This window comes from Cupriavidus mimosae (assembly GCF_023952485.1).
GTDB classification, from domain to species: domain Bacteria; phylum Pseudomonadota; class Gammaproteobacteria; order Burkholderiales; family Burkholderiaceae; genus Cupriavidus; species Cupriavidus taiwanensis_C.
This window is the reverse complement of the sequence record NZ_JALHRY010000001.1, coordinates 253,858-276,709: the sequence shown is the minus strand read 5'-3', so window position 1 is coordinate 276,709 and position 22,852 is coordinate 253,858. Positions and strand designations below refer to the sequence as shown.

Sequence of the window (22,852 nt, the reverse complement as noted above, 5' to 3'; positions counted from 1 at the left end):
CTCCGGCGCGGTGGCCGGCGCTCAGGCCGGACGCGCCACGCTGACCGCGTAGATCTGCGGCAGGTTGCGGGCGATGCATTGCCAGGCCTCGCCTTCGTCCGCGCTGGCCCATAGCTCGCCGCCGGTGGTGCCGAAGTACACGCCCACCGGAGCATGGCCGTCGGTGGCCATGGCCTGCCGCTTGACCGTGAACCAGCCCTGTTCGGCGGGCAACCCCCGGTCCTGGCGCTGCCAGGTCTCGCCGCCATCGCGCGTGACATAGGCGGCGGGCCGGCCGCCCGGGCTGACGCGCGGCCATACATCGCTGCCATCCATCGGGAACACCCACACCGTGCGCGGGTCGCGGCGGTGCGCCACGATCGGGAAGCCGATGTCGCCGACTTCGGCCGGCATCGCCTCGCCGATCCGCTTCCACACGCCTTCGCGGCGGTCCATCCGGTAGATGCCGCAATGGTTCTGCTGGTACAGGATGTCCGGGTTGGCGGGATGCTGCAGCATGCAGTGGGGGTCCTGGCCGTATTCCGGGTTGGGGTCGGGCAGGAAATTGGCGATGCTGCCGCGGTTCAGCGGCTTCCAGTCGGCGCCGGCGTCGGTGCTCTCGAACACGCCGCCGCTGGACATGCCGATATACAGGTGGCGCGCATCACGCGGATCGACCAGCACGGAATGCAGCTTGGGACCGTCGGGGGTGCCGTCCTGCTCGCCGCCGGTCCAGGCGCGCCACATCGGATGATCGTTGAAGCCGCGCACCGGCTCCCAGGTCGCGCCATGGTCGGCACTGCGGAACAGGCCCTGGGGCGAGGTGCCGGCGTACCAGGTGCCGGGCTCGCTGGCATGGCCGGGCGTGAGCCAGAACACGTGGTCGACCACGCGGCCGCTCTCGCCCTCGGGCACCTTGTCGAACGCGGGCGGGCGCGCCGCCTCGGTCCAGTTGCGGCCGCCGTCGGTGGAGCGGAACACGGTCGGGCCCAGATGGCCGGTGCGGGCCGCCATCAGCAGGCGCGACGGCTCGCGCGGGTCCTGCACGATATGGTGGATGGTATGGCCAAGGAAAGTCGGGCCGTCGATCCGCCAGCTGCGGCGCGCGGCGTCGCTGGTCAGGAACCAGGCGCCCTTGGTGGTGGCCACCAGCAGGCGGACCGGGCCGGTATCGGTTTCAGCAATGGGGGAAGTCGTCATCTTGGCTCCTGCAAGAAGGCCGGGTGAACGATGTTTCCGAGTCTAGTACATGTAGACAGTGTTCACAATGAACGATGGCGACGCGCGCTGCCAGCCCCTGCGGAGCCGCCCGGCGGCATACGACGTAGAACGGAGTTCCCTGCGGAAGCAGGCAACTTGGCTGGACATTCCCGATGAAGTGTGGCATAAGCAATGTTCCTTCGCACCCTTTCGCCCCCAGCCTCCATGTCTTGCTCCGCCCGTTTCGCCACCCTGAACCGTCCGGCCCAGCCGGCGGCAGGCGTGCGTGTACGCGCCGCGCAGCAAGGCCTTGCCCTTGACCTGGCCAGGCACTTCCCCGCCTGCAACCCGGTCCGCCGCGCCGTGCTTTTCCTGGCCGTGCGGGCAGTTCGGGGCGCCACCCTCCAGCCCTGAGCTTTCCCGCACGGCCCATGTCGCGGATGCCATCCGGCACCCGCTCGATCATGCAGCCAGGAGAAAGCCAGACATGTCACCGCTCTACCGCCACACCTTTTGCGCCATGGTGGCGCTCGCCGCCCTCTACCTGCTCCTCAACTCTTGAACGAGTCGGAGGCTGCCATGGCGAATTTCCATGCCCTGCGCCTGCCGGCGCCGGCGCTGCCGCGCGCGCTCGAACTGCGCATCGACGTTGAACTGGCGCCCAACGAGATCGAGCGCGAACTCGACGCCCTGCACGGCCGCATCGGCCGGCCGGGCGACCGCCTCCATGCAATGCCTGCCCTGCCGGCCGGCGCGCCGGGCCTGCGCCTGCGCTACCGCCAGGCCGATGGCGAGTACTACGTGTATGTGGAAGACGTGATGCAGCGCCGGCTGGCCGGTTATACCGTCTTCAACCGACTGATCGAGGTCGGCCGCCGGGCCGATCCGTGGGTGCGGGCACCGCACAGCAAGTTTGCGCCCGCTTACCAGCGCCGCGGCCTGGCGCGGGCGCTCTATCGCTGGGCGCTGGACGGCGGGCTATGCCTGCTGAGCGGCGCGCGGCAGTCGGCCGGCGCCCACGCCTTGTGGCACGCACTGGCCCCCGACTACGCCCTGGGCTATGTGGATTTGCGCAGCAAGACGCTGACGTGGCTGGGCGACGCGGTCGATGCCGCCACGCGCGATGGGCTGCATACGCGCATGCTGCTGCTCGGGCGCGGCTGGACGCTGGAGGGGTTCATGGCCCGCACCGGCATGTACTGACGCCGCGCGGGGCTTTACAGCCAGCGGATCGGCGCCGCCTCGCGGGCATTGGCCGCGTACAGCGTCCAGCCCTGCGCGAAGTAGGTGCGCACGCGCGCGGCCAGCGACTGGCCGCCGCCCATGCGGGCGTAACAGGCGACATCGCGCGCCGGCTCCGCGGCGGCGGGCTTTGCGGACTTGGGCTGTGCGGGCTGGCGATAGAGAGTGTCGGCGAGTGCTTGCATGGCGATTCTTCCTTTCCGGTTGGGAAACAGGTTTAGTGTCTCGTGAAGCACTTATGGCCGGGATTCGGCCCGGATCGCGAGACGATTCAGGGTTATCCCTAGTATAAAGAAGTCGACCGCCGGGCATCCGGGTCATTCCCTATAGGCTGTATATGCATCGCCTGATAATGGCAGCCGCCGAAAACGCCACCTGACGCGACTTCGCCGCTCGGAGATATGCAGGCATCACATTCGATATTCTTCCTTGCACATGCCGCGCATTGAGCGCCGGTGATGATGGCTGGCGCCGCCTCACCTAGCCTTCAGCCTTGCCCGGATCACGCCCACAGAAGGCACCGACAAGCGGCACACCGATAACCGCGGGGTTGGCCAGGATTTCCGCCTCCAGCCCAGACCAGAACCACGTGAGACCGCCTGACGACGTTCCGCACGACGGACGTTGCAGCGCCCGCAAGGAGACAGCCCATCATGATCGAACAACCCTATCCGTCGTCCGCGGCGGAGGCCGATCCCGCCCGCCCCCACGCCCCCCATGTGCCGGAAGTCAAAGGCCGGCTCGATGCCTTCTTCGAAATCACCGCGCGCGGCAGCACCCAGCGCCAGGAAGTGGTGGCCGGCGTCACCACCTTCATGGCGATGGTCTACGCCGTCTTCGTCGTGCCGGGCATGCTGGGCAAGGCCGGCTTCGACACCAGCGCGGTCTTCGTCGCGGTGTGCCTGACCACGGCCTTCGGCTCGCTGCTGATGGGCCTGTGGGCCAAGCTGCCGATCGCCATCGGCTGCGCCATCTCGCTGACCGCGTTCATGGCCTTCGGCCTGGTGCTGGGCCAGGGCCTGTCGCCCGCGGTCGCGCTCGGCGCGGTGTTCCTGATGGGCCTGATCTTTACCGCGATCTCGGTCACCGGGGTGCGTTCCTGGATCCTGCGCAACCTGCCGGCCGGCGTGGCGCACGGCACCGGCATCGGCATCGGCCTGTTCCTGCTGCTGATCGCCTCGAATGAAGTCGGGCTGGTGGTCAAGAACACGCATGCCGGCCTGCCAGTGGCGCTGGGCAAGATCACCTCGTTTCCGGTGGTGATGTCGGTGCTGGGCCTGGCCGCGATCTTCGGGCTCGAGCGCCGCAAGGTGCCGGGCGGGATCCTGCTGGTGATCATCGCCATCTCGGCGCTGGGCCTGGCCTTCGATCCGGCGGTGAAGTTCACCGGCGTGTTCGCGCTGCCGTCGCTGAGCGCACCGGGCCACGAGTCGCTGATCGGCGCCATGGATGTGCGCGGCGCGCTGACGGCCGCCGTGCTGCCGAGCGTGCTGGCACTGGTGATGACCGCGGTGTTCGACGCCACCGGCACCATCCGCGCCGTCGCCGGGCAGGCCGGGCAGCTCAATGCCGCCGGCCATATCCACAACGGCGGGCGCGCGCTGACCGCTGATTCGGTCAGCTCGATCTTCTCCGGCATGTTCGGCGGCGCCCCGGCCGCGGCCTATATCGAGTCCACCGTCGGCGTCGCCGCCGGCGCCAAGACCGGCCTGACCGCCGTGGTGGTGGGCCTGCTGTTCGTGGCGGTGATGTTCTTCTCGCCGCTGGCCGCGCTGGTGCCGTCGTACGCGACCGCGCCCGCGCTGATGTACGTCGGCCTGCTGATGCTGTCGAGCGTCAGCCGTTTGCACATGGACGACCTGGTCGATGCGCTGGCCGGCCTGGTCTGCGCCGTGTTCATCGTGCTGACCTGCAATATCGTCACCGGCATCATGCTCGGCTTCTGCACCCTGGTGGTGGGCCGCATCGTGGCCGGGGAATGGCGCAAGCTCAATCTCGGCACCGTGGCGATCGCGGTGGTGCTGGCGGCGTTCTACGCCGGCGGCTGGGCGATCTGACACCACCCTGCATGACCGCGTCCCGGATGATGCCGGGACGCTGACAACCAGATGTCTCCTCCACCGCGATCCAGGTGGATTTCAAGCCCGGGCTTCCTGCTTTCCCGGGCTTTTTTTTTTGGCGCTGGCCCGGCGCGATAGCGCGTTCACTGCGACGCCTGCATTGCCGCCATATCCATATACACCAGCTCCCAGACATGGCCATCCAGATCCTGAAAGCCATGGCCGTACATGAAGCCCAGATCCATTGGCGGCTTGTAGGTATTGCCGCCCGCCAGCACCGCGGCATTGACCATTTCATCGACGCGGGCGCGGGTTTCCAGCGACAGGCAAACCAGCACTTCGGTGGCTTTGCGCGCGTCGCAGATGTCATTGGGCGAGAAGCTGCGGAACTTGGCTTCGGTAAGCAGCATCACGAAAATATTCTCGCCGACGATCATGCAGGTCGCGGTATCGTCGGTAAATTGAGGATTGAAGGAAAAGCCCAGCTGCGTAAAGAAGGCAATCGACTTCTGCAGGTCGTGCACTGGCAAATTGACAAAGATCTGCTGACTCATAGAGGGCTCCGGTAGTCGTGACGTGGCACTGCGCGGGGCGCAGACAAACAGTCTAGGCGCTAAAGCCGGGCGGCGCGCGTATTTCGATTGGCCCTGAATGAGGGCAAGAAAATGGAAACCCGGCACAGCAAAACGACCATTGGCTGGGGCAATGTCGCGGCCATGGTTGCGGCAATCGTTCCCGCATTCGGCATGACAATGATGCCGACCAGCGCCCCGACAATCTGTCCGTGCAATCTGCGCTATTTTTTGTAAAATTTTTTCAGGTGCCCTGTCACCTGAATTTCTAGTACCATGCAGCGGCCTAATTGCAGAAAGGGGATATAAATGGCGACATACAAGCAACTCCTGGCTGAGAAGGAAGCGCTGGAAGCCAAGCTGAATGAAGTGCGCGCGAACGAAGTGGCAGGCGTGATCGATAAAATCCGCGAACTGATGACCGAATATGGCCTGACTGCGGAAGACATCCTGCCCCGGCGCAAGCGCGGCCGTCCTGCCGGCAGCAGCGCGCGCAAGACTGCGGCCGCCCTGCCCCCGAAGTACATGGATCCCAAGACCGGCAAGACCTGGTCGGGCCGCGGCCGTGCGCCGGCCTGGCTGGGCAAGCGTCCGGAGCGCTTCCTGATCGAGCAGTAAGTCAGTCCTGCCGCAGGGCTCAGCGGGCCGCGCCGGTTGCCCGCTGCCCCGCCAACCCGTCCGCAGCCCGGGGGCCCGGACGGGCTTCACAACGCCTGGCAGACATAATCCTTTCGTAGCGCCCTGAAACCCTGCTGCGTCGGCTCGGCCGTCAGGCGCGCGCCGCCGTCGGCCAGCGGCTGCAGGCGCAAGATCCGCGCCGAACACTGGCTGGCGGTCTCGTCCCGCTGGTATCGGATCTCGTACTGCGCGCCGGCCACCGGCACGAATGACACGCCCGCGGCGCAGCGCATCTCGGGCAGCGGCGGCGCGGCGGCCGAAGTCACCGCCACATAGATGCGCCGTCCCGCCTCGACCAACCGTTCACGCGTGCGCGCGGCCGGCTCCGGCGAACGCCCGGCCATGTCCAGGCTGCGTTCCCTTCCCATCGCCGACAACTGCCTGCCCATCCCCGCCAGCACCAGCGGCCGGGCCGGCTCCGGGCATCTGGCCGGATCGACGATGGCGAACGAGGTGTTTTCATCGGTGCTGGTCACCAGCCGCACGCTGGCGGACGGCGCACCGGCAGGCACCCGGTATTGCGCCACGCAGCCCGACACCGCCACGGCGGCGGCGAGCATCGGCAACACGGCAAGGCGGGACGGGAAGGCGAACGACCGGTCATGGCGCATGGCGGCGGGCAGGTTGAGTCGCGAAAAGAGAAGGATGCCGCTTTGGTGGGCTTTAGCGGCACGATGACGAAAAATGGGACATGGACGAGCCCCGATCGTGCTGTGACCGGCCAACCGTCCGAAGCCACTGGTGCCGGACAAGCGGCATCACGCCGTCAAAACCGCCCAGCATACGCGCTTCCCACCCCTGCGGGGCAGCCGCACAAACCCATGTTGAAAACTCCGACGTGATATCCACAGAATCTGTGGATATCCTCCCGTTCCCTGTCCGAAAACCCCGGTCTGTGCGCCACCGCACCGGCCTGCCCAAAATTTAAGCAACGGGTTGCAGCGACCCGCCAAGCCAGCGGCGACGCGGCCCTTCCGGTCGCCTGGCATCCAAGGGCGCCTCCATGCGCGTCCGTTAAGCTGCCTGGCACACACTTCCGGCCGCCCCGCGCCCTTGAAGGGGCCATCGTCAACGCGTAATCTCTTTCGTACCGGGGGCTGCACTGGCGCACTTGCGCCACCTTGCCAGCCAGAAGACGACGATGCCACAACAAGAGCCTATCCAGGCCGGGCCGTTGCCTCGTGACCTGCTGCACGCGCTGCGTGAAGGCGGTTACGACGTATCGGCACTCGCGCCTGCCCCGGAATCCGACACCGACTCCGACTCCTGCGACCACCAACCTGCCGCGCATGCGGCCGACCCGCAACAGGCCATCCACCTGCTGCTGGCCGTCTATCACGCCACCGGCGACCCCGCCATCGGCTTGTGGCTGGGCAGCCGGATGCCGCCCGACCTGCTCGGCCTGGCCGGCCTGCCCGCGATGGCCGGCCCGTCATTGGGCACGGCCCTTCGGCGCATTGCGCGCTACCAGAAGCTGCTGGCCGGCGACCGCGTCGAGCTGCGCCGCCAGGGTGACGAAGCCTGGGTCTGCATCCGCCCGAGCGATCCCGAGGCGCCCGACAGCCGGCCGCGCATCGACATGGAGCTATGCTCGCTGCTGGCCTTCGGCCGGCGCTTCACGCGCAAGCCGCTGCATCCGCTGCGGGTGTCGCTGCGCATCGGCCGGCCAGCGTGGCACCTGCGCTATACCGAGGCCTTCGACTGCCCGGTGCGCTTCGGCGAGCCGGAAGACGCGATCGTGTTCGGCCGCCGCGACCTGGCGCTGCGGCTGATGGCGCGCGACCGCTCCAGCCCGGCGGCGCCGTCCGCCAGCCGCGACCTGCGCCCGGCCGCGGCCTCGCTGGGCGATGTCCGCACCGCCCTGCAGCAGCTGGCGGGCGACCGCGCCCTGAGCCTGGCCGCGGTGGCGCGCCACCTCGACATCAGCGAGCGCACCTTGCAGCGCCGTCTGATGGCCGCCGGCACCAGCTTCCGCACGCTGTGCGAAGACGCGCGGCGCGAGCTGGCCGGGCATTACCTGAGCGAAGGTGCGCTGTCGCTCGGCGAGATCGCGTTCCGGCTCGGCTTCGACGATGCCAACTCGTTCTTCCGCGCGTTCCGCCGCTGGACCGGCATGACGCCGGGCGACTACCGGCGCCACGCCGCGCCCGCGCCGCAGCCGCCGGCCTAGCCAGGGCCGGGCTCACCCGCCGCGGAGTTGCTCCCACGGCGGGTCGTCGCCAAGGCGCTCGGCCAGGAAATCGACGAAGGCGCGCACCCGCGGCGGCACCAGCCGCCGCTGCGGCATCACCGCGTAGATGCCGGTGTCGGCCAGCGGGTAATCGGGCAGCACCTGCACCAGCCGCCCGGCCCGCAGGTCGGCGCAGACATGCCAGGCCGAATGCAGCGCGATGCCAAAGCCCGCCAGCGCCGCGTCGGACAGCAGTTCGCCGGTATTGGCCTCGATCCGGCCGCGCACGCGCACGGCAATCTCGCCGCCCGCGCCATCGCCCAGCCGCCACACATCCTGCCGCCCCTGGCTGCCCACCAGCAGCAGGCAATCGTGCCGGGCCAGGTCCTGCGGCGTGCGCGGCGTGCCGCGCCGGCGCAGGTAGTCGGGCGAGGCGCACAGCAGCCGCCGGTTGTTGGCGAGCCGGCGCGCGACCAGCGCCGAATCGTCGAGCGCGCCGATGCGGATCGCCAGGTCAAAGCCGGCGCTGACCAGGTCCAGCACGTGGTCGCTCAGATTGACGCTGAGCGATACCCCCGGATGCCGCGCCAGGAATTCCGGCAGCAGCGGCGAGACATAGAGCCGCCCGAACGACGACGACGTCGTTACCCGCAGGGTGCCGGTGATGCCGGTGCCCGCCTGCCGCAGCGACGCCCCGAGCGCCTCCAGGTCGTCCACCAGCGCGCGCCCCTGTTCGGCCAGCACCGCGCCCTCCGGGGTGGCGTGCAGCCGGCGAGTGGTGCGATGCAGCAGGCGCACGCCCAACTCGCGCTCCAGCCGTTGCAGCCGCTGGCTCGCCACCGCCACTGACAGGTCCAGGCTGCGCGCCGCGGCACTGATCGAGCCCAGGTCGAGCACGCGCAGAAACAGGCCGATATCGCCGATCCGGTCCATGATTTTCAAGACTTTATTGAAACTGATTATGGATCATGCCGGTTTTTACTGAAGCCGCAAAGGCCCAGACTGCCGGCTTCGTCCTCTCTTGCGCCCCTGTCCGACCATGGCTTCCTCCCCTTCGACCCTCGCCGCTCCCGTCCGGACCCGGCTGCCGCTGGCGTTGTACGCGCTGACCGCCGGCTCCTTCGGCATCGGCTGCGCCGAATTCGTGATCATGGGCCTGCTGCTGCAGGTTGCCGCCGACCTCCAGGTGACCATCGCCGCCGCCGGCATGCTGGTGTCCGGCTATGCCCTTGGCGTGTTCGCCGGCGCGCCGGTGCTGACGCTGCTGACCCGCCGCATGCCGCGCAAGGCGGTGCTGATGGCGCTGATGGTCATCTATACCGTGGGCAACGCCGCCTGCGCGCTGGCGCCCGACTACACCACGCTGATGATCGCGCGCGTGCTGACCTCGCTCACGCATGGCACCTTCTTCGGCGTCGGCGCCGTGGTCGCGACCGGGCTGGTGCCGGAAGACCGCCGTGCCTCGGCGATTTCCGTGATGTTCTCGGGCCTGACCCTGGCCACGCTGCTGGGCATGCCCGCCGGCGCCTGGCTGGGCCTGCACCTGGGCTGGCGCTCGACCTTCTGGGCCATGACGCTGGTCGGGCTGCTGTCGCTGGCGGTGATTGCGCTGCTGGTGCAGAAGAGCCAGGACCACGGCGCACGCGTCGCGCTGCGCGACGAGCTGGCTACCATCGGCCGCCCGCAGGTGCTGCTGGGGCTGTTGATGACGGTGCTGCAGTCGATGGGCATCTTCGCCGTGATCACCTACGTGCAGCCGCTGCTGACGCGCGTGTCCGGCTTTGGCGAGGCGGCGGTATCGCCGATCCTGCTGCTGTTCGGCGCCGGCATGATCGTCGGCAACGTGCTGGGCGGCCGCTTTGCCGACCGCACCCCGACACGCGCGGTGCTGGCCACGCTGGCGGCGCTGACGCTGGTGCTGGCGGCGATGACGCTGGCCATCCACAGCCAGGTGCTGGTGGTAGCCTTCGTCGGCATCCTCGGCGTCGCGGCTTTTGCCACGGTGTCGCCGCTGCAGCTGCGCGTGCTGCGCCACGCCCACGGCGCCGGTGAGAACCTGGCCTCGAGCTTCAATATCGCCGCATTCAACCTGGGCAACGGCCTGGGCGCGTGGATGGGCGGGGTGGTGGTCGATCACGGCCCTGGGCTGACGGCACTGCCCTGGGTTGCGGCACTGGCGCCGACGGCGGCGCTGGCGGTGGCGTGGCTGAGCGTGAAGCTGGAACACGGCGCGCGCGCCCGCGCGCCAATGGCGCAAGCCTGCCCCTGAGCGCCAGCGCGATCTCGTCAGCCCGGCTTGCCGTCCACGCGCGGACGCGCCAGCCGCGGCGCATACGTCAGCGCATAGAGTCCGAAGCCTGCCACCCAGCATGCGCCCGCGCCCCATACCCAGTGCAGGTAGCCGGCGGGCCAGGCCATCGGCCCGAACACGCGCAACACCGCCGCCGCGGCCACCAGCCAGTACGCCGCGGTCTCGGCGCGGCCGGCCACCAGCATGCGGCCGGTGTGGCCCAGCGCAGTGCGGGTGATCATGGCGATGATCGCCACGCCGAGCACGCCCACCGTGAATGCGTGCGTCGCCAGCCCGGCCATCACCAGTCCGAGCGCACCGAGCCCCTGCAGCAGCAGCGCCAGCGGCAGCCACGCGTAGGCCAGGTGCAGCACCCACAGGATCGGCCGGTTGCCGACCGCGTAACCGCGCCACCCCGCCACGCGCGCGCCCAGCACCAGCGCCGCCAGCAATGACAGCGCCGCCGCCAGCCATGCGGGCACGGGCAGCAGCCCGGCCGCCAGCCCGAGCACCGCAGCGGGAATCACCAGCCGATCCACCTGCCGGTACTGGCGCAGCCGGAAGCCGGGAACCGCATTGGTGGTGAACATCGGAATCACGCGCCCGCCGATCACCACCACGAACAGCGTCACCAGCGCCACGCCGGCGCGGCAGGCCACCATCGCGCCGGCGTCATGGCCGCGCGCCTGCAGCCACAGGCTGGCGATATCGGCCAACGCCAGCAGCCATAGCGCGAGCGCCAGCGGATAGTTGCGGCGGTTGCCGCCGCGCACCAGCGTGCGCGTGAAGGCCAGCGCCGCCAGCGGCAGGAACACGGCTTCGATGGCGAAGGCCACGGTCCCCGGCGCCACCCACAGGCCCACGCGTCCGGCCAGCCACAGTCCGAACAGCACGGCCAGCGCCGCGCCGGTCGGCGTGGGCTGCCCGGTCCAGGCACGTCCCGCCGTGAACAGGAATCCCACCACGATCGCCGCGGCAAAGCCGAACACCATCTCGTGCGCATGCCAGAACATCCCGGGCAGCACTGGTGCCGGACCGACCGATTGCATGCCCGCCAGCATTGCCGACCAGGCCGCGATCGCCAGCGCGGCAAACACCGCGCCGCCCAGATAGAACGGCCGGAAGCCCAGCGCAAACAGGGCAAAGCCACGTGGCGGCGGGCCCGGCGGGGCCTTGCCGGAGGGCGGCGTGCGCCGCGCGGGAAGGATGGGGATGGTGTCCATGTCAGCAAGGGCAATGAGGATGCGCAGCGGGCGCGGCGGTACCACGCACTGCGCCGCAAGTCGTCCCCACGATAGCACCGCCACCGCGCCGGCGACCTCCCCCGGTAGAACTACTTCCAAAGGCAGTCAGCGCCCGCCCGTGCGCTGTGCTGCCGGCGAATAGGCAGCACCAGCGCCCGCCCCTACTCTGGCATCACCCCCGCCAAAGTTGACACAGGAGCATGGCCATGGCCACCCAACCCCGCGCGCCGGAGCCGATCCCGCCCGGCGCCGCAATGACACTGGCGTCCAGTACTTTTGCCTTTACCATCTGTTTTGCCGTGTGGATGCTGTTCGCGGTCCTCGGCATTCCCCTCAAGCAACAGCTCGGCCTTAACGACACCGAATTCGGCCTGCTCGCCGCCACCCCGGTGCTGAGCGGCTCGCTGATCCGCGTGCCGCTGGGGCTGTGGACCGACCGCTTCGGCGGCCGCATCGTGTTCTTCGTGCTGATGCTGGCCACCGTGATCCCGATCTGGCTGATCTCGTACGCAACCACGCTGTGGCAGCTGCTGGTGCTGGGCCTGTTCGTCGGCCTGGCGGGCGGTTCGTTCTCGGTCGGCACGCCCTACGTGGCGCGCTGGTTCCCGCGCTCGCGCCAGGGGCTGGCGATGGGCATCTTCGGCGCCGGCAACTCGGGCGCGGCGCTGACCAAGTTCGTCGCGCCGGCGCTGATCCTGGCGGCCGGCACCTGGACCGTCGTGCCGCGCGTGTATTCGGTGGCGATGCTGGCCACCGCGCTGCTGTTCTGGGTGTTTTCGCGCAGCGATCCCGCGCACATGGTCAAGTCCAGCGTCGGCTGGCGCGAGCAGCTGGCGGTGATGCGCGATCCGCGCGTGTGGCGCTACTCGCAGTATTACTCGGTGGTGTTCGGCGGCTATGTCGGCCTGTCGCTGTGGATGACCAAGTACTACATCGGCGAATACGGCTTCGACATCAAGACCGCCGCCTTTCTGGCCGCCTGCTTCTCGCTGCCGGGCGGTGTGCTGCGCGCCATCGGCGGCTGGATCTCCGACCGCTACGGCGCCCATCGCACCACCTGGTGGGTGATGTGGGTGAGCTGGGTCGGCTTCTTCCTGCTGAGCTATCCGCAGACCGACTTCATCGTCCAGACCACCGGCGGCCCGCAAGGCTTCCGCATCGCGCTGACACCCACGGTATTCACCATCCTGCTGTTCGTGGTCGGCATCGCCTTCGCCATCGGCAAGGCCTCGGTGTTCAAGTTCATCTCCAACGACTTCACCCACAACATCGGCGCGGTCTCCGGCGTGGTCGGCCTGGCCGGCGGGCTGGGCGGCTTCGTGCTGCCGATCCTGTTCGGCATGCTGGCCGACCTGACCGGCATCCGCAGCAGCTGCTTCATGCTGATGTACGGCACCGTGTGCGTGAGCCTGGTGTGGATGCACTACAGCCACCGCACCGAACGCCAGCGCAAGGCCCAGGCCGTCGGCCTGACCCAGGCCGCTTGACACCGCACTGCGGCACCGACCAACGCGCCTCCGCGCATTCTTCAACAAGGCACACTGATCATGACCTCATCCGTACTGACCCGCTGGGAGCCCGAGAACGCGGCGTTCTGGCAAAGCGAAGGCGAGCGCATCGCCTACCGCAACCTGTCGATCTCGATCCCGGCACTGATGCTGGCCTTCGTGGTCTGGATGCTGTGGAGCGTGGTCGCGGTCAACCTCGACCGCGCCGGCTTCGCCTTCACCAAGAACCAGTTGTTCTGGCTGACCGCGCTGCCGGCGCTGTCCGGCGCCACGCTGCGCATCTTCTACTCGTTCCTGGTGCCGGTGTTCGGCGGGCGCCGCTTCACCGCCATCTCCACCGCGCTGCTGCTGATCCCGGCGCTGGGCATGGGTTTCGCGCTGCGCGACCCGTCCACCGGCTATCCCACGCTGCTGGTGCTGGCGCTGCTGTGCGGGCTGGGCGGCGCCAACTTCAGTTCGTCGATGGCTAATATCAGCTTCTTCTTTCCCAAGGCGAAGAAGGGACTGGCCACCGGCCTGAATGCCGGCATCGGCAACCTCGGCGTATCCGTGGTGCAGTTCGTCACGCCGCTGGTGGTGTCGCTGGCGGTGTTCGGCGCGCTCGGCGGCGAGCCGCAGCAATACCAGGCCAACGGCGCCACGCACGACCTGTGGCTGCAGAACGCGGGCTTTATCTGGGTGCCGTTCATCGTGGTGTCGGCGCTGGCCGCGTGGTTCGGCATGCATGACATCGCCGACGCCAAGGCCTCGTTCGCCGAGCAGGCCGTGATCTTCAAGCGCAAGCACAACTGGCTGATGTGCTGGCTCTACGTCGGCACCTTCGGCTCGTTTATCGGCTTTTCGGCCGGGCTGGCGCTGCTGACCAAGTCGCAGTTCCCGGGCGTGAACCCCACCGCCTACGCCTTCCTGGGGCCGCTGGTCGGTGCCCTGACGCGTCCCGTGGGCGGGTGGATTTCCGACAAGCTCGGCGGCGCGCGCGTCACGCTGTGGACCTTCGTCGGCATGATCGCGGCGGTGTTCGCGGTGCTGGCGGCGCTGCCGCACGACGGCGCCGGCGGCAACTTCACTTGGTTCCTCGCGGCCTTTATCGCGCTGTTCGCGCTGACCGGCATCGGCAACGGCTCGACCTTCCGCATGATTCCGGTGATCTTCCTGACCGAGCGCCAGCGCGCCGCCAAGGGCCAGGGCGACGCCGCGCAGCGCCAGGCGCTGCAGGACGCCGGCAAGGAATCCGCCGCGGTGCTGGGTTTTTCCGGTGCGATCGGTGCCTACGGCGGCTTCTTTATCCCCAAGAGCTTCGGCACCTCGCTCGAGCTGACCGGTGCCCCCGACGCCGCGCTGTATTGCTTTATCGCCTTCTACCTCAGCTGCGTGCTGGTGACGTGGTTGTACTACGCGCGCCGCAACGCCCCCATGCCCTGCTGAACGCCTTGCCGGCCGGCCTAGTTCTTCGGAACTAGGCCCGCGCCGGCCACCTCCCCCGATCGCCATCCGGCGGCTGTTCCACCAGCGAATTGGCCGCCGCCCCGCTCCCCCATAAGCTCGAGGTGTCCCTGCAAATGCTCCCGGGCAACCGTCGGAGCCCCGCAGAATAGCCTCGCGGAGAACAAGCAAATGAGTCATTTCCTGGATCGACTGAAGTTCATGTCGCGCGTCAAGTCCACCTATGCGGACGGCCACGGCGCGGTGGTGAACGAAGACCGCAAGTGGGAAGACGGCTACCGCAGCCGCTGGCAGCACGACAAGATCGTGCGCTCCACCCACGGCGTGAACTGCACGGGTTCGTGCTCCTGGAAGGTCTACGTCAAGAATGGCCTGATCACCTGGGAAACCCAGCAGACCGACTACCCGCGCACGCGCCCGGACCTGCCCAACCACGAGCCGCGCGGCTGTCCGCGCGGCGCGTCGTACAGCTGGTACGTCTACTCCGCGCAGCGCGTCAAATACCCGATGATCCGCGGCCGCCTGATGGAGATGTGGCGCGAGGCCCGCAAGACCATGGACCCGATCGCCGCCTGGGAATCGATCAGCCAGGATCCGAAGAAGGCGGCGCGCTACAAGAGCGTGCGCGGCCAGGGCGGCTTCGTGCGCGCCGACTGGAACACCGCCACCGAGATGATTGCCGCGGCCAACGCCTTCACTGTGAAGAAATTCGGTCCGGACCGCGTGATCGGGTTCTCGCCGATCCCGGCGATGTCGATGGTGTCGTACGCCGCCGGCGCGCGCTACCTGAGCCTGCTCGGCGGCGCCTGCCTGTCGTTCTACGACTGGTACTGCGACCTGCCGCCGGCCAGCCCGCAGGTCTGGGGCGAACAGACCGACGTGCCCGAATCGGCCGACTGGTACAACTCCACCTACCTGATGGTGTGGGGCTCTAACGTGCCGCAGACGCGCACGCCCGACGCCCACTTCTACACCGAGGTGCGCTACAAGGGCACCAAGACCGTCGCGGTCTCGTCCGACTTTGGCGAGATGGTCAAGTTCGGCGATATCTGGCTGGCGCCGAAGCAAGGCACCGATGCCGCGCTGGCGATGGCGATGGGCCACGTAGTGCTCAAGGAATTCCACGCCAGCGGCAAGTCCGCGTACTTCCGCGACTACGTCAGGCAGTACACCGACATGCCGATGCTGGTGCTGCTGCGCCAGAACCAGGACAACGGCGATACGCTGGTGCCCGACCACTTCCTGCGCGCCTCGCACCTGGCCGACAACTTGGGCGAAGCCAACCATCCCGAGTGGAAGACGCTGCAGATCGACGATGCCACCGGCGAGATCGTCGCGCCCAACGGCTCGATCGGCTTCCGCTGGGGCGAAGGCGCGCACAACGGCGGCGAGAAGGTGGGACGCTGGAACCTGGAAATGAAGGACGGCGGCAGCGGCCGCACAATCGAGCCGCGCCTGTCGTTGGTCAGCCAGCACGATGAAGTGGTGGAAGTGGGCTTCCCCTACTTCGGCGGCGAGCACGACGAACTGCTGCGCCGCCGCGTGCCGGCGCGCCGCATCACGCTGGCCGACGGCAGCAGCGCGCTGGTGGCGACCGTGTACGACCTGCAGATGGCCAACTACGGTGTCGACCAGGGCCTGGGCGGCCCCAACGTAGCGGCGTCGTATGAGGACGACGTGCCCTACACCCCCGCCTGGCAGGAGAAGCACACCTCGGTGCCGGCGCGCCTGGTGACCCAGGTTGCGCGCGAGTTCGCCGACAACGCCGACCGCACGCAAGGCAAGAGCATGGTGATCGTCGGTGCCGCGCTGAACCACTGGTACCACAACGACATGATCTACCGCGGCATCATCAACCTGCTGATGATGTGCGGCTGCATCGGCAAGAGCGGCGGCGGCTGGGCCCACTACGTCGGCCAGGAAAAGCTGCGCCCGCAGTTCGGCTGGGCCCCCCTGGCATTCGGCCTGGACTGGTCGCGGCCGCCGCGCCAGATGAACGGCACCTCGTTCTTCTACAACCACACCAGCCAGTGGCGCCACGAGAAGCTGGGCGTCGATGAAATCCTGTCGCCGACGGCCGATCGCAAGCGCTATGACGGCCTGTCGCTGCTGGACCTGAACGCGAAATCCGAGCGCATGGGCTGGCTGCCGTCGGCGCCGCAGCTGGGCGCCAATCCGCTCGACGTGGTCGATGCGGCCGAGCAGGCCGGCAAGGATCCGGTTGCGTACACCGTCGAGCAGCTGAAGTCGGGCGCGCTGCAGTTCGCCTGCGACGATCCCGACAACCCGGCCAACTTCCCGCGCAATATGTTCGTGTGGCGCTCCAATATCCTGGGCAGCTCGGGCAAGGGACACGAGTATTTCCTGAAGTACCTGCTCGGCACGCAGAACGCCGTGTTCGGCGACGAGAACGACGCCATCACGCCGAGCGAAGTCAACGTGCGCCCGGCCGCCGAAGGCAAGCTCGACCTGCTGACCGTGCTCGACTTCCGCATGAGCACCACCTGCCTGTATGGCGACATCGTGCTGCCGACGGCCACCTGGTACGAGAAGGACGACCTCAACACGTCCGACATGCACCCCTTCATCCACCCGCTGTCCGAAGCCGTGCAGCCGCTGTGGGAAAGCAAGACCGACTGGGAAATCTACAAGACCATCGCAAAGAAATTCAGCGAGATCGCCGGCCCATACCTGGGCACGCGCAAGGACCTGGTGTGCACGCCGCTGCTGCACGACACCCCGGGCGAACTGGGCCAGCCGTTCGAGCCGAAGGACTGGAAGGCCGGCGAGTGCGACCTGGTCCCGGGCAAGACCGCGCCGTCGATGACGGTGGTCGAGCGCAACTACGCGGACATCTACAAGAAATTCACCTCGATCGGCCCGCTGCTCGACAAGCTCGGCAATGGCGGCAAGGGCATCAACTGGAACACCCAGCATGAGGTGAAGGAAATCGGTGACCTGAGCCACACGGTGACGGAACCCGGCGTGAGCCAGGGTCGCCCGAAGCTCGAAACGGCGATCGACGCCGCCGAGATGATCCTGACCTTCGCGCCCGAAACCAACGGCCACGTCGCCGTCAAGGCATGGGAAGCGTTGTCGAAGATCACCGGCCGCGACCACACCCACCTGGCCGAGGGGCGCGAGCACGACAAGATCCGTTTCCGCGACGTGCAGGCGCAGCCGCGCAAGATCATCTCCGCGCCGACGTGGTCGGGGCTGGAATCGGAAGAGGTCAGCTACAACGCCGGCTACACCAACGTGCACGAACTGATCCCCTGGCGCACGCTGACCGGCCGCCAGCAGTTCTGGCAGGACCACCGCTGGATGCTCGACTTCGGCGAAGGCGCGTGCGTGTACAAGCCCGCGATCGACACCAAGACGGTGGCGCCGATGCTGGGCAGGAAGCCCAACGGCAACCCGGAGCTGGTGCTGAACTGGATCACGCCGCACCAGAAGTGGGGCATCCACTCTACCTACTCCGACAACCTGCGCATGCTGACGCTGTCGCGCGGCGGCCCGCACGTGTGGATCTCGGAAGCCGAGGCCAAGGCCAACGGCATTCGCGACAACGACTGGGTCGAGGTGTTCAACGTCAACGGCACGCTGACCGCGCGCGTGGTGGTGTCGCAGCGCGTACCGAAGGGCATGTGCCTGATGTACCACGCCCAGGAAAAGATCGTGAACGTGCCGGGCGCCGAGACCAGCGGCATGCGCGGCGGCATCCATAACTCGGTCACGCGTGCCGTGACCAAGCCCACGCACATGATCGGCGGCTACGCGCAGCTGGCCTACGGCTTCAACTACTACGGCACCGTGGGCAGCAACCGCGACGAGTTCGTGATCCTGCGCAAGATGAAGAAGGTCGACTGGCTGGAAGGCCCGCTCGTGGAAAAGACTGAGAAGGAAGGAGCAACGCAATGAAGATCCGCGCCCAGGTGGCCATGGTGCTGAACCTCGACAAGTGCATCGGCTGCCATACCTGCTCCGTGACCTGCAAGAACGTCTGGACCAGCCGCGACGGCGTCGAGTACGCCTGGTTCAACAACGTCGAGACCAAGCCCGGCATCGGCTATCCCAAGGAATGGGAGAACCAGGACAAGTGGCAGGGCGGCTGGAAGCGCAATGCCGACGGCACGCTGGAGCCGCGCCAGGGCGGCAAGCTGAAGATCCTGGCGAACCTGTTCGCCAATCCCAACCTGCCGGCGATCGACGAGTACTACGAGCCCTTCACCTACGACTACGAGCACCTGCAGAAGGCGCCGCTGTCGCAGACCCCGCCCACCGCGCGCCCGGTCTCGGTGCTGACCGGCCGCAAGATGGAAAAGATCGAGTGGGGCCCGAACTGGGAAGACGACCTCGGCGGCGAGTTCAGCTCGCGCGGCCGCGACAAGCTGTTCGATGACGTGCAGAAGGAGATGTACTCGACCTTCGAGAACACCTTCATGATGTACCTGCCGCGCCTGTGCGAGCACTGCCTGAACCCGGCCTGCGTGGCCTCGTGCCCGTCCGGCTCGATCTACAAGCGCGAGGACGACGGTATCGTGCTGGTCGACCAGGACAAGTGCCGCGGCTGGCGCATGTGCATTTCGGGCTGCCCGTACAAGAAGATTTATTTCAACTGGCAGAGCGGCAAGGCCGAGAAATGCCTGTTCTGCTATCCGCGTATCGAGGCCGGCCAGCCCACGGTCTGCTCCGAGACCTGCGTCGGCCGCATCCGCTACCTCGGCGTGATGCTGTACGACGCCGACCGCATCGAGCAAGCCGCGTCGGTGGCCGACGAGCGCGACCTGTACCAGTCGCAGCTCGACGTGTTCCTCGATCCGCACGACCCGGCGGTGCAGGCCGAGGCGCTGCGCCAGGGCATTCCCCAAGCCTGGCTGGAAGCCGCGCGCAAGTCGCCGGTCTACAAGATGGCGTGCGAGTGGAAGATCGCCTTCCCGCTGCACCCGGAGTACCGCACGTTGCCGATGGTCTGGTACGTCCCGCCGCTGTCACCGATCCAGTCGGCGGCCGAGGCCGGCCACATGGGCATGAACGGCATCATCCCCGACGTCAAGAGCTTGCGTATCCCGGTCAAGTACCTGGCCAATCTGCTGACGGCGGGCGACGTGATGCCGGTGCTGTCGGCGCTGGACCGCATGCTGGCGATGCGCGCCTACAAGCGCTCGCAGGTGGTCGACGGTGTGCAGGATCTGGACGTGCTCAAGCAAGTGGGCCTCACGCCCGCTCAGGTCGAGGACATGTACAAGACCATGGCCATCGCCAACTACGAGGACCGTTTCGTGATCCCGTCCTCGCACAAGGAGATGGTCGAGGACAGCTTCAACGACAAGGCCAGCTGCGGCTTCACCTTCGGCAACGGCTGCTCGGGCGGCACCTCGGACGGCGCGCTGTTCGGCAAGAAGCCGCAGGGCAGCGTGCACTTTGTCGACATGCCCAGGTCGCGCAAGAAGGCAGTGATGAGCTGAACGTCCGCGAACGAACCGGAGAAGAACATGCCCCTCTATCCCATCCTCAGCGCGCTGCTCGGCTATCCCGAGCAGGACCTGATCGACGCGCTGCCCGAGATCGACGCGGCGCTGGCCGAATGGCCGCAGGCGCGCATACTGCTGGCGCCGGTGACCGACATGCTGCGCAGCGAGACGCTGATCACGCTGCAGGAGAACTATGTCGCCACCTTCGACCGCAACCCGTCGCACTCGCTGCACCTGTTCGAGCACGTGCACGGCGAAAGCCGTGACCGCGGCCAGGCCATGGTCGATCTGATCGACGAGTACCGGCGCGAAGGCTTCGAGCCCGCGGCATCCGAGTTGCCCGACTACGTGCCGCTGTTCCTGGAGTTCCTCGGCGCGCTCGCGGCCGACGGCAACGAGGCACGCGCCGAACAACTGCTGGGCGAGGCGATCCACGTGCTGGCCGCGATCGGCGACCGGCTCGCGCGCAACCAGAGCCCGTACGCCGGCGTGTTCGCCGTGCTGCGCACGCTCACCGACGTGCAGCCGCAACCGCAGCAGGAACCGCCGGTGCGGGACATGGACGAGGCGCTGGAAACCTTCGGCCCGGGCGCCGACGGCGTGGAGCCGCTGCTGGCCCCGCACACCGGGCCGCAGGCAGTGAAGTTCTATCCGCGCGGCACGGCACCGGCGCCTGCGGCCTGCTGACATGCCTTCGCGAGTCGCTTGTTTTCGCCCCTCTCCCCTGAGGGGAGAGGGGAACACAATCGGCAAAGACGCACACGCACGCCCTTGCAGCCACACTTACCGAGCTAATACACCATGGCAACCCTCCACCAATTCCTCTTCGGCATCTACCCGTACATCGCGCTTGCCATCTTCCTGTTCGGCAGCCTGGCCCGCTTCGAGCGCGAGCAATACACCTGGAAGAGCGACAGCTCGCAGGTGCTGTACCGCGGCAACCTGCGCACCGGCAACATCCTGTTCCATGTCGGCATCCTGGGCCTGTTCTTCGGCCACCTGGTTGGCCTGCTGACCCCGGTGGCGGTGTGGGACGCGCTGGGCGTCTCGCACGGCTTCAAGCAGGGCGTGGCGATGGCCGCCGGCGGCGTGATGGGCACCATGTGCCTGGCCGGCCTGCTGATCCTGCTGCACCGCCGCCTGACCAGCGCGCGCGTGTCCGCGGTGACCCGCACCGGCGACAAGGTGCTGCTGCTGTGGCTGTTGGTGACGCTGCTGCTGGGCCTGTCCACCATCTTCGAATCAGCCAGCCATATGGACGGCCACATGATGGTGCAGCTGATGAACTGGGCGCAGCACATTGTCACGCTGCGCGGCGACGCCGCCGGCTTTATCGCCGACGCGCCGCTGCTGTTCAAGGCGCATCTGTTCATGGGCATGACCCTGTTCGTGATCTTCCCGTTCACGCGGCTGGTGCATGTGTGGAGCGGCTTTGCCTCGCTCGGCTACCTGGGCCGCGCCTGGCAGCTGGTGCGCAGCCGCTGAACGCCGCAAACCCGACAAGGAGAATCCTATGCCTGTCACCGTCAACGGCGTGGAACTGCGCGACGCCGATATCGAGAGCGAACTGGACCACCATCACGACGCCGCCAACCCGGCGCGGCTGGCCACCATCTCGGCGATCCTGCGCCTGCTGATGCGGGCCGAAGCCTCTCGCATCGGCCTGGACGCCGAGGCCATGGACGACGACGCGCTGGCGCAGGCGCTGCTGGCGCGCGAGGCGGCCACGCCCGAAGCCGACGAAGCCAGCTGCCGCCGCCACTACGACAGCCACCCCGAGCGCTTCCGCGAAGGCGAATGGGTGGAAGCCGACCATATCCTGTTCCAGGTCACGCCCCGTGTGCCGCTGGACGCGCTGCGCGAGGTCGCGGCGCAGACGCTGGCACTGGTGCGCGGCGATCCCGCGAGCTTTGCGCATCATGCCAGCGCACTGTCCAACTGCCCCAGCGGCGCCAACGGCGGCCGGCTGGGCCGCGTGTTCCGCGGCGAGACCGCGCCGGAGTTCGAGCGCGCGCTGTTCGCCGCCCAGCGCGACGGCGTGCTGCCGCAGTTGCTGGAAAGCCGTTTTGGCCTGCATATCGTGCGCATCCTCGAGCGTTGCCCGGGCACGCGCCTGCCGTTCGAGGCGGTGCGCGGCGAGATTGCGCGCGCCCTCGGCGCCGCCGCGCGCGACCGCGCCTGGAAGCAGTACGCCAGCCTGCTGATCGGCCGGGCGCGCATCGAAGGCATCGAGCTGGAGGGCGCCGACAGCCCGCTGGTGCAGTAGCGAGCGGAGGCCGCCGTGCATCACATCGAACATCTGCTCAAGGGTTTCGAACGCTTCCAGCAACGCTATTTCGACGACGAGCCCGGGCTGTTCGACACCCTGCGCGCCGGCCAGCGTCCGCCGACGCTGCTGATCGGCTGCAGCGACTCGCGCGTCGACCCCGGCCTGCTGCTCGGCTGCGATCCGGGCGAGCTGTTTACCGTGCGCAATATCGGCAACCTGGTGCCGCCCTGCACCGGCCGCCACGAGGGCAGCCTGCATGGCGTGTCCGCGGCGATCCAGTTCGCGGTGCAGCAGCTGCGCGTGGCCCGCATCATCGTGATGGGCCACGGCGGCTGCGGCGGCATCCGCGCGCTGCTGGCGCAGCCGGCCGACGCCGGCGACCATGCGCCCGACGACGGCCAGGATCCGGACTACCTGGGCGCCTGGGTGCGCATCGCCGCGCCGGCGCGGCGCCAGGTGGAAGAGACCCTGGCAGCGGCCAGCGCCGCGCAGCGCGAGCGCGCCTGCGAGCAGGCGGCGATCCTGGTATCGCTGCGCAACCTGCAAACCTTCCCGTTCGTGCGGCGTGCGCTGGAAGCCGGCGCGCTGACGCTGCACGGCTGGTATTTCGATCTCCAGGCCGGCGCGCTGCTGGCCTATTCGCAGCGCGCCGACAGCTTCCTGCCGCTGGTGTGCCCGCTGCCCGCCCAATCAGAAACCTGCGAACCCTGCGAACGCTGACCC

General features: G+C 68.0%; 19 protein-coding genes. 13 read left to right on the top strand and 6 right to left on the bottom strand.

Annotated elements, in window-relative coordinates; genetic code table 11:
* Positions 1-21: 21 nt before the first annotated feature.
* Positions 22-1,179: a WD40/YVTN/BNR-like repeat-containing protein gene (locus MKD50_RS01215; RefSeq protein WP_252666128.1), complete on the bottom strand. Its 1,158-nt coding sequence runs from the start codon at positions 1,177-1,179 to the stop codon at positions 22-24.
* Between the two features lie 579 nt (positions 1,180-1,758).
* Between MKD50_RS01215 and MKD50_RS01210 the strand changes: the two genes are divergently transcribed.
* Positions 1,759-2,382: an N-acetyltransferase gene (locus MKD50_RS01210; RefSeq protein WP_252666127.1), complete on the top strand. Its 624-nt coding sequence runs from the start codon at positions 1,759-1,761 to the stop codon at positions 2,380-2,382.
* 14 nt (positions 2,383-2,396) lie between these two features.
* On the opposite strand, the gene MKD50_RS01205 is transcribed toward MKD50_RS01210, so the two are convergent.
* Positions 2,397-2,606, bottom strand: coding sequence for a hypothetical protein (locus tag MKD50_RS01205; RefSeq protein ID WP_252666126.1), 210 nt, complete (start codon positions 2,604-2,606; stop codon positions 2,397-2,399).
* Between the two features lie 468 nt (positions 2,607-3,074).
* On the opposite strand from MKD50_RS01205, the gene MKD50_RS01200 reads away from it, so the two are divergent.
* A complete protein-coding gene (locus tag MKD50_RS01200; protein ID WP_115702107.1) occupies positions 3,075-4,478 on the top strand; it encodes an NCS2 family permease in 1,404 nt (467 codons plus the stop codon).
* Between the two features lie 146 nt (positions 4,479-4,624).
* On the opposite strand, the gene MKD50_RS01195 is transcribed toward MKD50_RS01200, so the two are convergent.
* Positions 4,625-5,035 (bottom strand): VOC family protein, encoded by a 411-nt coding sequence (locus MKD50_RS01195; protein WP_115702109.1) that lies wholly within the window; start codon positions 5,033-5,035, stop codon positions 4,625-4,627.
* 327 nt (positions 5,036-5,362) lie between these two features.
* Here MKD50_RS01195 and MKD50_RS01190 point away from each other — a divergent pair, with 327 nt between their 5' ends.
* Positions 5,363-5,671, top strand: a complete 309-nt coding sequence (locus MKD50_RS01190) for an H-NS histone family protein (protein WP_111516681.1) — start codon at positions 5,363-5,365, stop codon at positions 5,669-5,671.
* A gap of 86 nt (positions 5,672-5,757) precedes the next feature.
* Here the strand turns inward: MKD50_RS01190 and MKD50_RS01185 are convergent, their stop codons facing one another.
* Positions 5,758-6,483: a hypothetical protein gene (locus MKD50_RS01185; protein WP_240987509.1), complete on the bottom strand. Its 726-nt coding sequence runs from the start codon at positions 6,481-6,483 to the stop codon at positions 5,758-5,760.
* 389 nt (positions 6,484-6,872) lie between these two features.
* Between MKD50_RS01185 and MKD50_RS01180 the strand changes: the two genes are divergently transcribed.
* Positions 6,873-7,901 carry an AraC family transcriptional regulator gene (locus tag MKD50_RS01180; RefSeq protein ID WP_252666125.1) on the top strand — a complete coding sequence of 343 codons (1,029 nt, stop codon included), beginning with the start codon at positions 6,873-6,875 and terminating at the stop codon, positions 7,899-7,901.
* 12 nt (positions 7,902-7,913) lie between these two features.
* Here MKD50_RS01180 and MKD50_RS01175 read toward each other — a convergent pair whose 3' ends face one another.
* Positions 7,914-8,834: a LysR family transcriptional regulator gene (locus tag MKD50_RS01175; RefSeq protein WP_240071170.1), complete on the bottom strand. Its 921-nt coding sequence runs from the start codon at positions 8,832-8,834 to the stop codon at positions 7,914-7,916.
* Between the two features lie 106 nt (positions 8,835-8,940).
* Between MKD50_RS01175 and MKD50_RS01170 the strand changes: the two genes are divergently transcribed.
* Positions 8,941-10,170, top strand: coding sequence for an MFS transporter (locus MKD50_RS01170; protein ID WP_252666124.1), 1,230 nt, complete (start codon positions 8,941-8,943; stop codon positions 10,168-10,170).
* A 17-nt stretch (positions 10,171-10,187) separates the two neighbouring features.
* On the opposite strand, the gene MKD50_RS01165 is transcribed toward MKD50_RS01170, so the two are convergent.
* Positions 10,188-11,414: an NnrS family protein gene (locus MKD50_RS01165; RefSeq protein ID WP_115702631.1), complete on the bottom strand. Its 1,227-nt coding sequence runs from the start codon at positions 11,412-11,414 to the stop codon at positions 10,188-10,190.
* 227 nt (positions 11,415-11,641) lie between these two features.
* Here MKD50_RS01165 and MKD50_RS01160 point away from each other — a divergent pair, with 227 nt between their 5' ends.
* The 8 genes from MKD50_RS01160 to MKD50_RS01125 all read left to right on the top strand — a co-directional run bounded on the left by MKD50_RS01160 (position 11,642) and on the right by MKD50_RS01125 (position 22,849).
* Positions 11,642-12,922 (top strand): MFS transporter, encoded by a 1,281-nt coding sequence (locus tag MKD50_RS01160; protein WP_115702116.1) that lies wholly within the window; start codon positions 11,642-11,644, stop codon positions 12,920-12,922.
* A gap of 60 nt (positions 12,923-12,982) precedes the next feature.
* Entirely contained in the window at positions 12,983-14,368 is a 1,386-nt protein-coding gene (locus tag MKD50_RS01155) for a NarK family nitrate/nitrite MFS transporter (protein WP_252666123.1), read from the top strand.
* A gap of 189 nt (positions 14,369-14,557) precedes the next feature.
* A complete protein-coding gene (locus tag MKD50_RS01150) occupies positions 14,558-18,307 on the top strand; it encodes a nitrate reductase subunit alpha (RefSeq protein WP_252666122.1) in 3,750 nt (1,249 codons plus the stop codon).
* The gene (gene narH, locus MKD50_RS01145) at positions 18,304-19,854 is read left to right on the top strand and encodes a nitrate reductase subunit beta (RefSeq protein WP_115702122.1); all 1,551 of its coding nucleotides are present in this window, start codon (positions 18,304-18,306) and stop codon (positions 19,852-19,854) included. Before MKD50_RS01150 ends, narH begins: the two co-directional genes overlap by 4 nt.
* Before the next feature lie 27 nt (positions 19,855-19,881).
* The gene (narJ, locus tag MKD50_RS01140) at positions 19,882-20,547 is read left to right on the top strand and encodes a nitrate reductase molybdenum cofactor assembly chaperone (RefSeq protein WP_115702124.1); all 666 of its coding nucleotides are present in this window, start codon (positions 19,882-19,884) and stop codon (positions 20,545-20,547) included.
* Positions 20,548-20,661: 114 nt separating this feature from the next.
* Positions 20,662-21,345 carry a respiratory nitrate reductase subunit gamma gene (gene narI / locus MKD50_RS01135; RefSeq protein ID WP_115702126.1) on the top strand — a complete coding sequence of 228 codons (684 nt, stop codon included), beginning with the start codon at positions 20,662-20,664 and terminating at the stop codon, positions 21,343-21,345.
* 28 nt (positions 21,346-21,373) lie between these two features.
* A complete protein-coding gene (locus MKD50_RS01130; protein WP_252666121.1) occupies positions 21,374-22,126 on the top strand; it encodes a peptidylprolyl isomerase in 753 nt (250 codons plus the stop codon).
* A 15-nt stretch (positions 22,127-22,141) separates the two neighbouring features.
* Positions 22,142-22,849 carry a carbonic anhydrase gene (locus tag MKD50_RS01125; protein ID WP_252666120.1) on the top strand — a complete coding sequence of 236 codons (708 nt, stop codon included), beginning with the start codon at positions 22,142-22,144 and terminating at the stop codon, positions 22,847-22,849.
* The last annotated feature ends 3 nt before the right edge of the window (positions 22,850-22,852 follow it).

Excerpts from the sequence above, each read along its gene's own strand:
- MKD50_RS01205 (WP_252666126.1), bottom strand. The coding sequence starts at position 2,606 with ATGCAAGCACTCGCCGACACTCTCTATCGCCAGCCCGCACAGCCCAAG.
- narH (WP_115702122.1), top strand. The coding sequence starts at position 18,304 with ATGAAGATCCGCGCCCAGGTGGCCATGGTGCTGAACCTCGACAAGTGC.
- MKD50_RS01190 (WP_111516681.1), top strand. The coding sequence starts at position 5,363 with ATGGCGACATACAAGCAACTCCTGGCTGAGAAGGAAGCGCTGGAAGCC.
- MKD50_RS01150 (WP_252666122.1), top strand. The coding sequence starts at position 14,558 with ATGAGTCATTTCCTGGATCGACTGAAGTTCATGTCGCGCGTCAAGTCC.
- narJ (WP_115702124.1), top strand. The coding sequence starts at position 19,882 with ATGCCCCTCTATCCCATCCTCAGCGCGCTGCTCGGCTATCCCGAGCAG.
- MKD50_RS01195 (WP_115702109.1), bottom strand. The coding sequence starts at position 5,035 with ATGAGTCAGCAGATCTTTGTCAATTTGCCAGTGCACGACCTGCAGAAG.
- MKD50_RS01180 (WP_252666125.1), top strand. The coding sequence starts at position 6,873 with ATGCCACAACAAGAGCCTATCCAGGCCGGGCCGTTGCCTCGTGACCTG.
- MKD50_RS01155 (WP_252666123.1), top strand. The coding sequence starts at position 12,983 with ATGACCTCATCCGTACTGACCCGCTGGGAGCCCGAGAACGCGGCGTTC.
- MKD50_RS01170 (WP_252666124.1), top strand. The coding sequence starts at position 8,941 with ATGGCTTCCTCCCCTTCGACCCTCGCCGCTCCCGTCCGGACCCGGCTG.
- MKD50_RS01200 (WP_115702107.1), top strand. The coding sequence starts at position 3,075 with ATGATCGAACAACCCTATCCGTCGTCCGCGGCGGAGGCCGATCCCGCC.
- MKD50_RS01160 (WP_115702116.1), top strand. The coding sequence starts at position 11,642 with ATGGCCACCCAACCCCGCGCGCCGGAGCCGATCCCGCCCGGCGCCGCA.
- narI (WP_115702126.1), top strand. The coding sequence starts at position 20,662 with ATGGCAACCCTCCACCAATTCCTCTTCGGCATCTACCCGTACATCGCG.
- MKD50_RS01165 (WP_115702631.1), bottom strand. The coding sequence starts at position 11,414 with ATGGACACCATCCCCATCCTTCCCGCGCGGCGCACGCCGCCCTCCGGC.
- MKD50_RS01175 (WP_240071170.1), bottom strand. The coding sequence starts at position 8,834 with ATGGACCGGATCGGCGATATCGGCCTGTTTCTGCGCGTGCTCGACCTG.
- MKD50_RS01130 (WP_252666121.1), top strand. The coding sequence starts at position 21,374 with ATGCCTGTCACCGTCAACGGCGTGGAACTGCGCGACGCCGATATCGAG.
- MKD50_RS01210 (WP_252666127.1), top strand. The coding sequence starts at position 1,759 with ATGGCGAATTTCCATGCCCTGCGCCTGCCGGCGCCGGCGCTGCCGCGC.
- MKD50_RS01215 (WP_252666128.1), bottom strand. The coding sequence starts at position 1,179 with ATGACGACTTCCCCCATTGCTGAAACCGATACCGGCCCGGTCCGCCTG.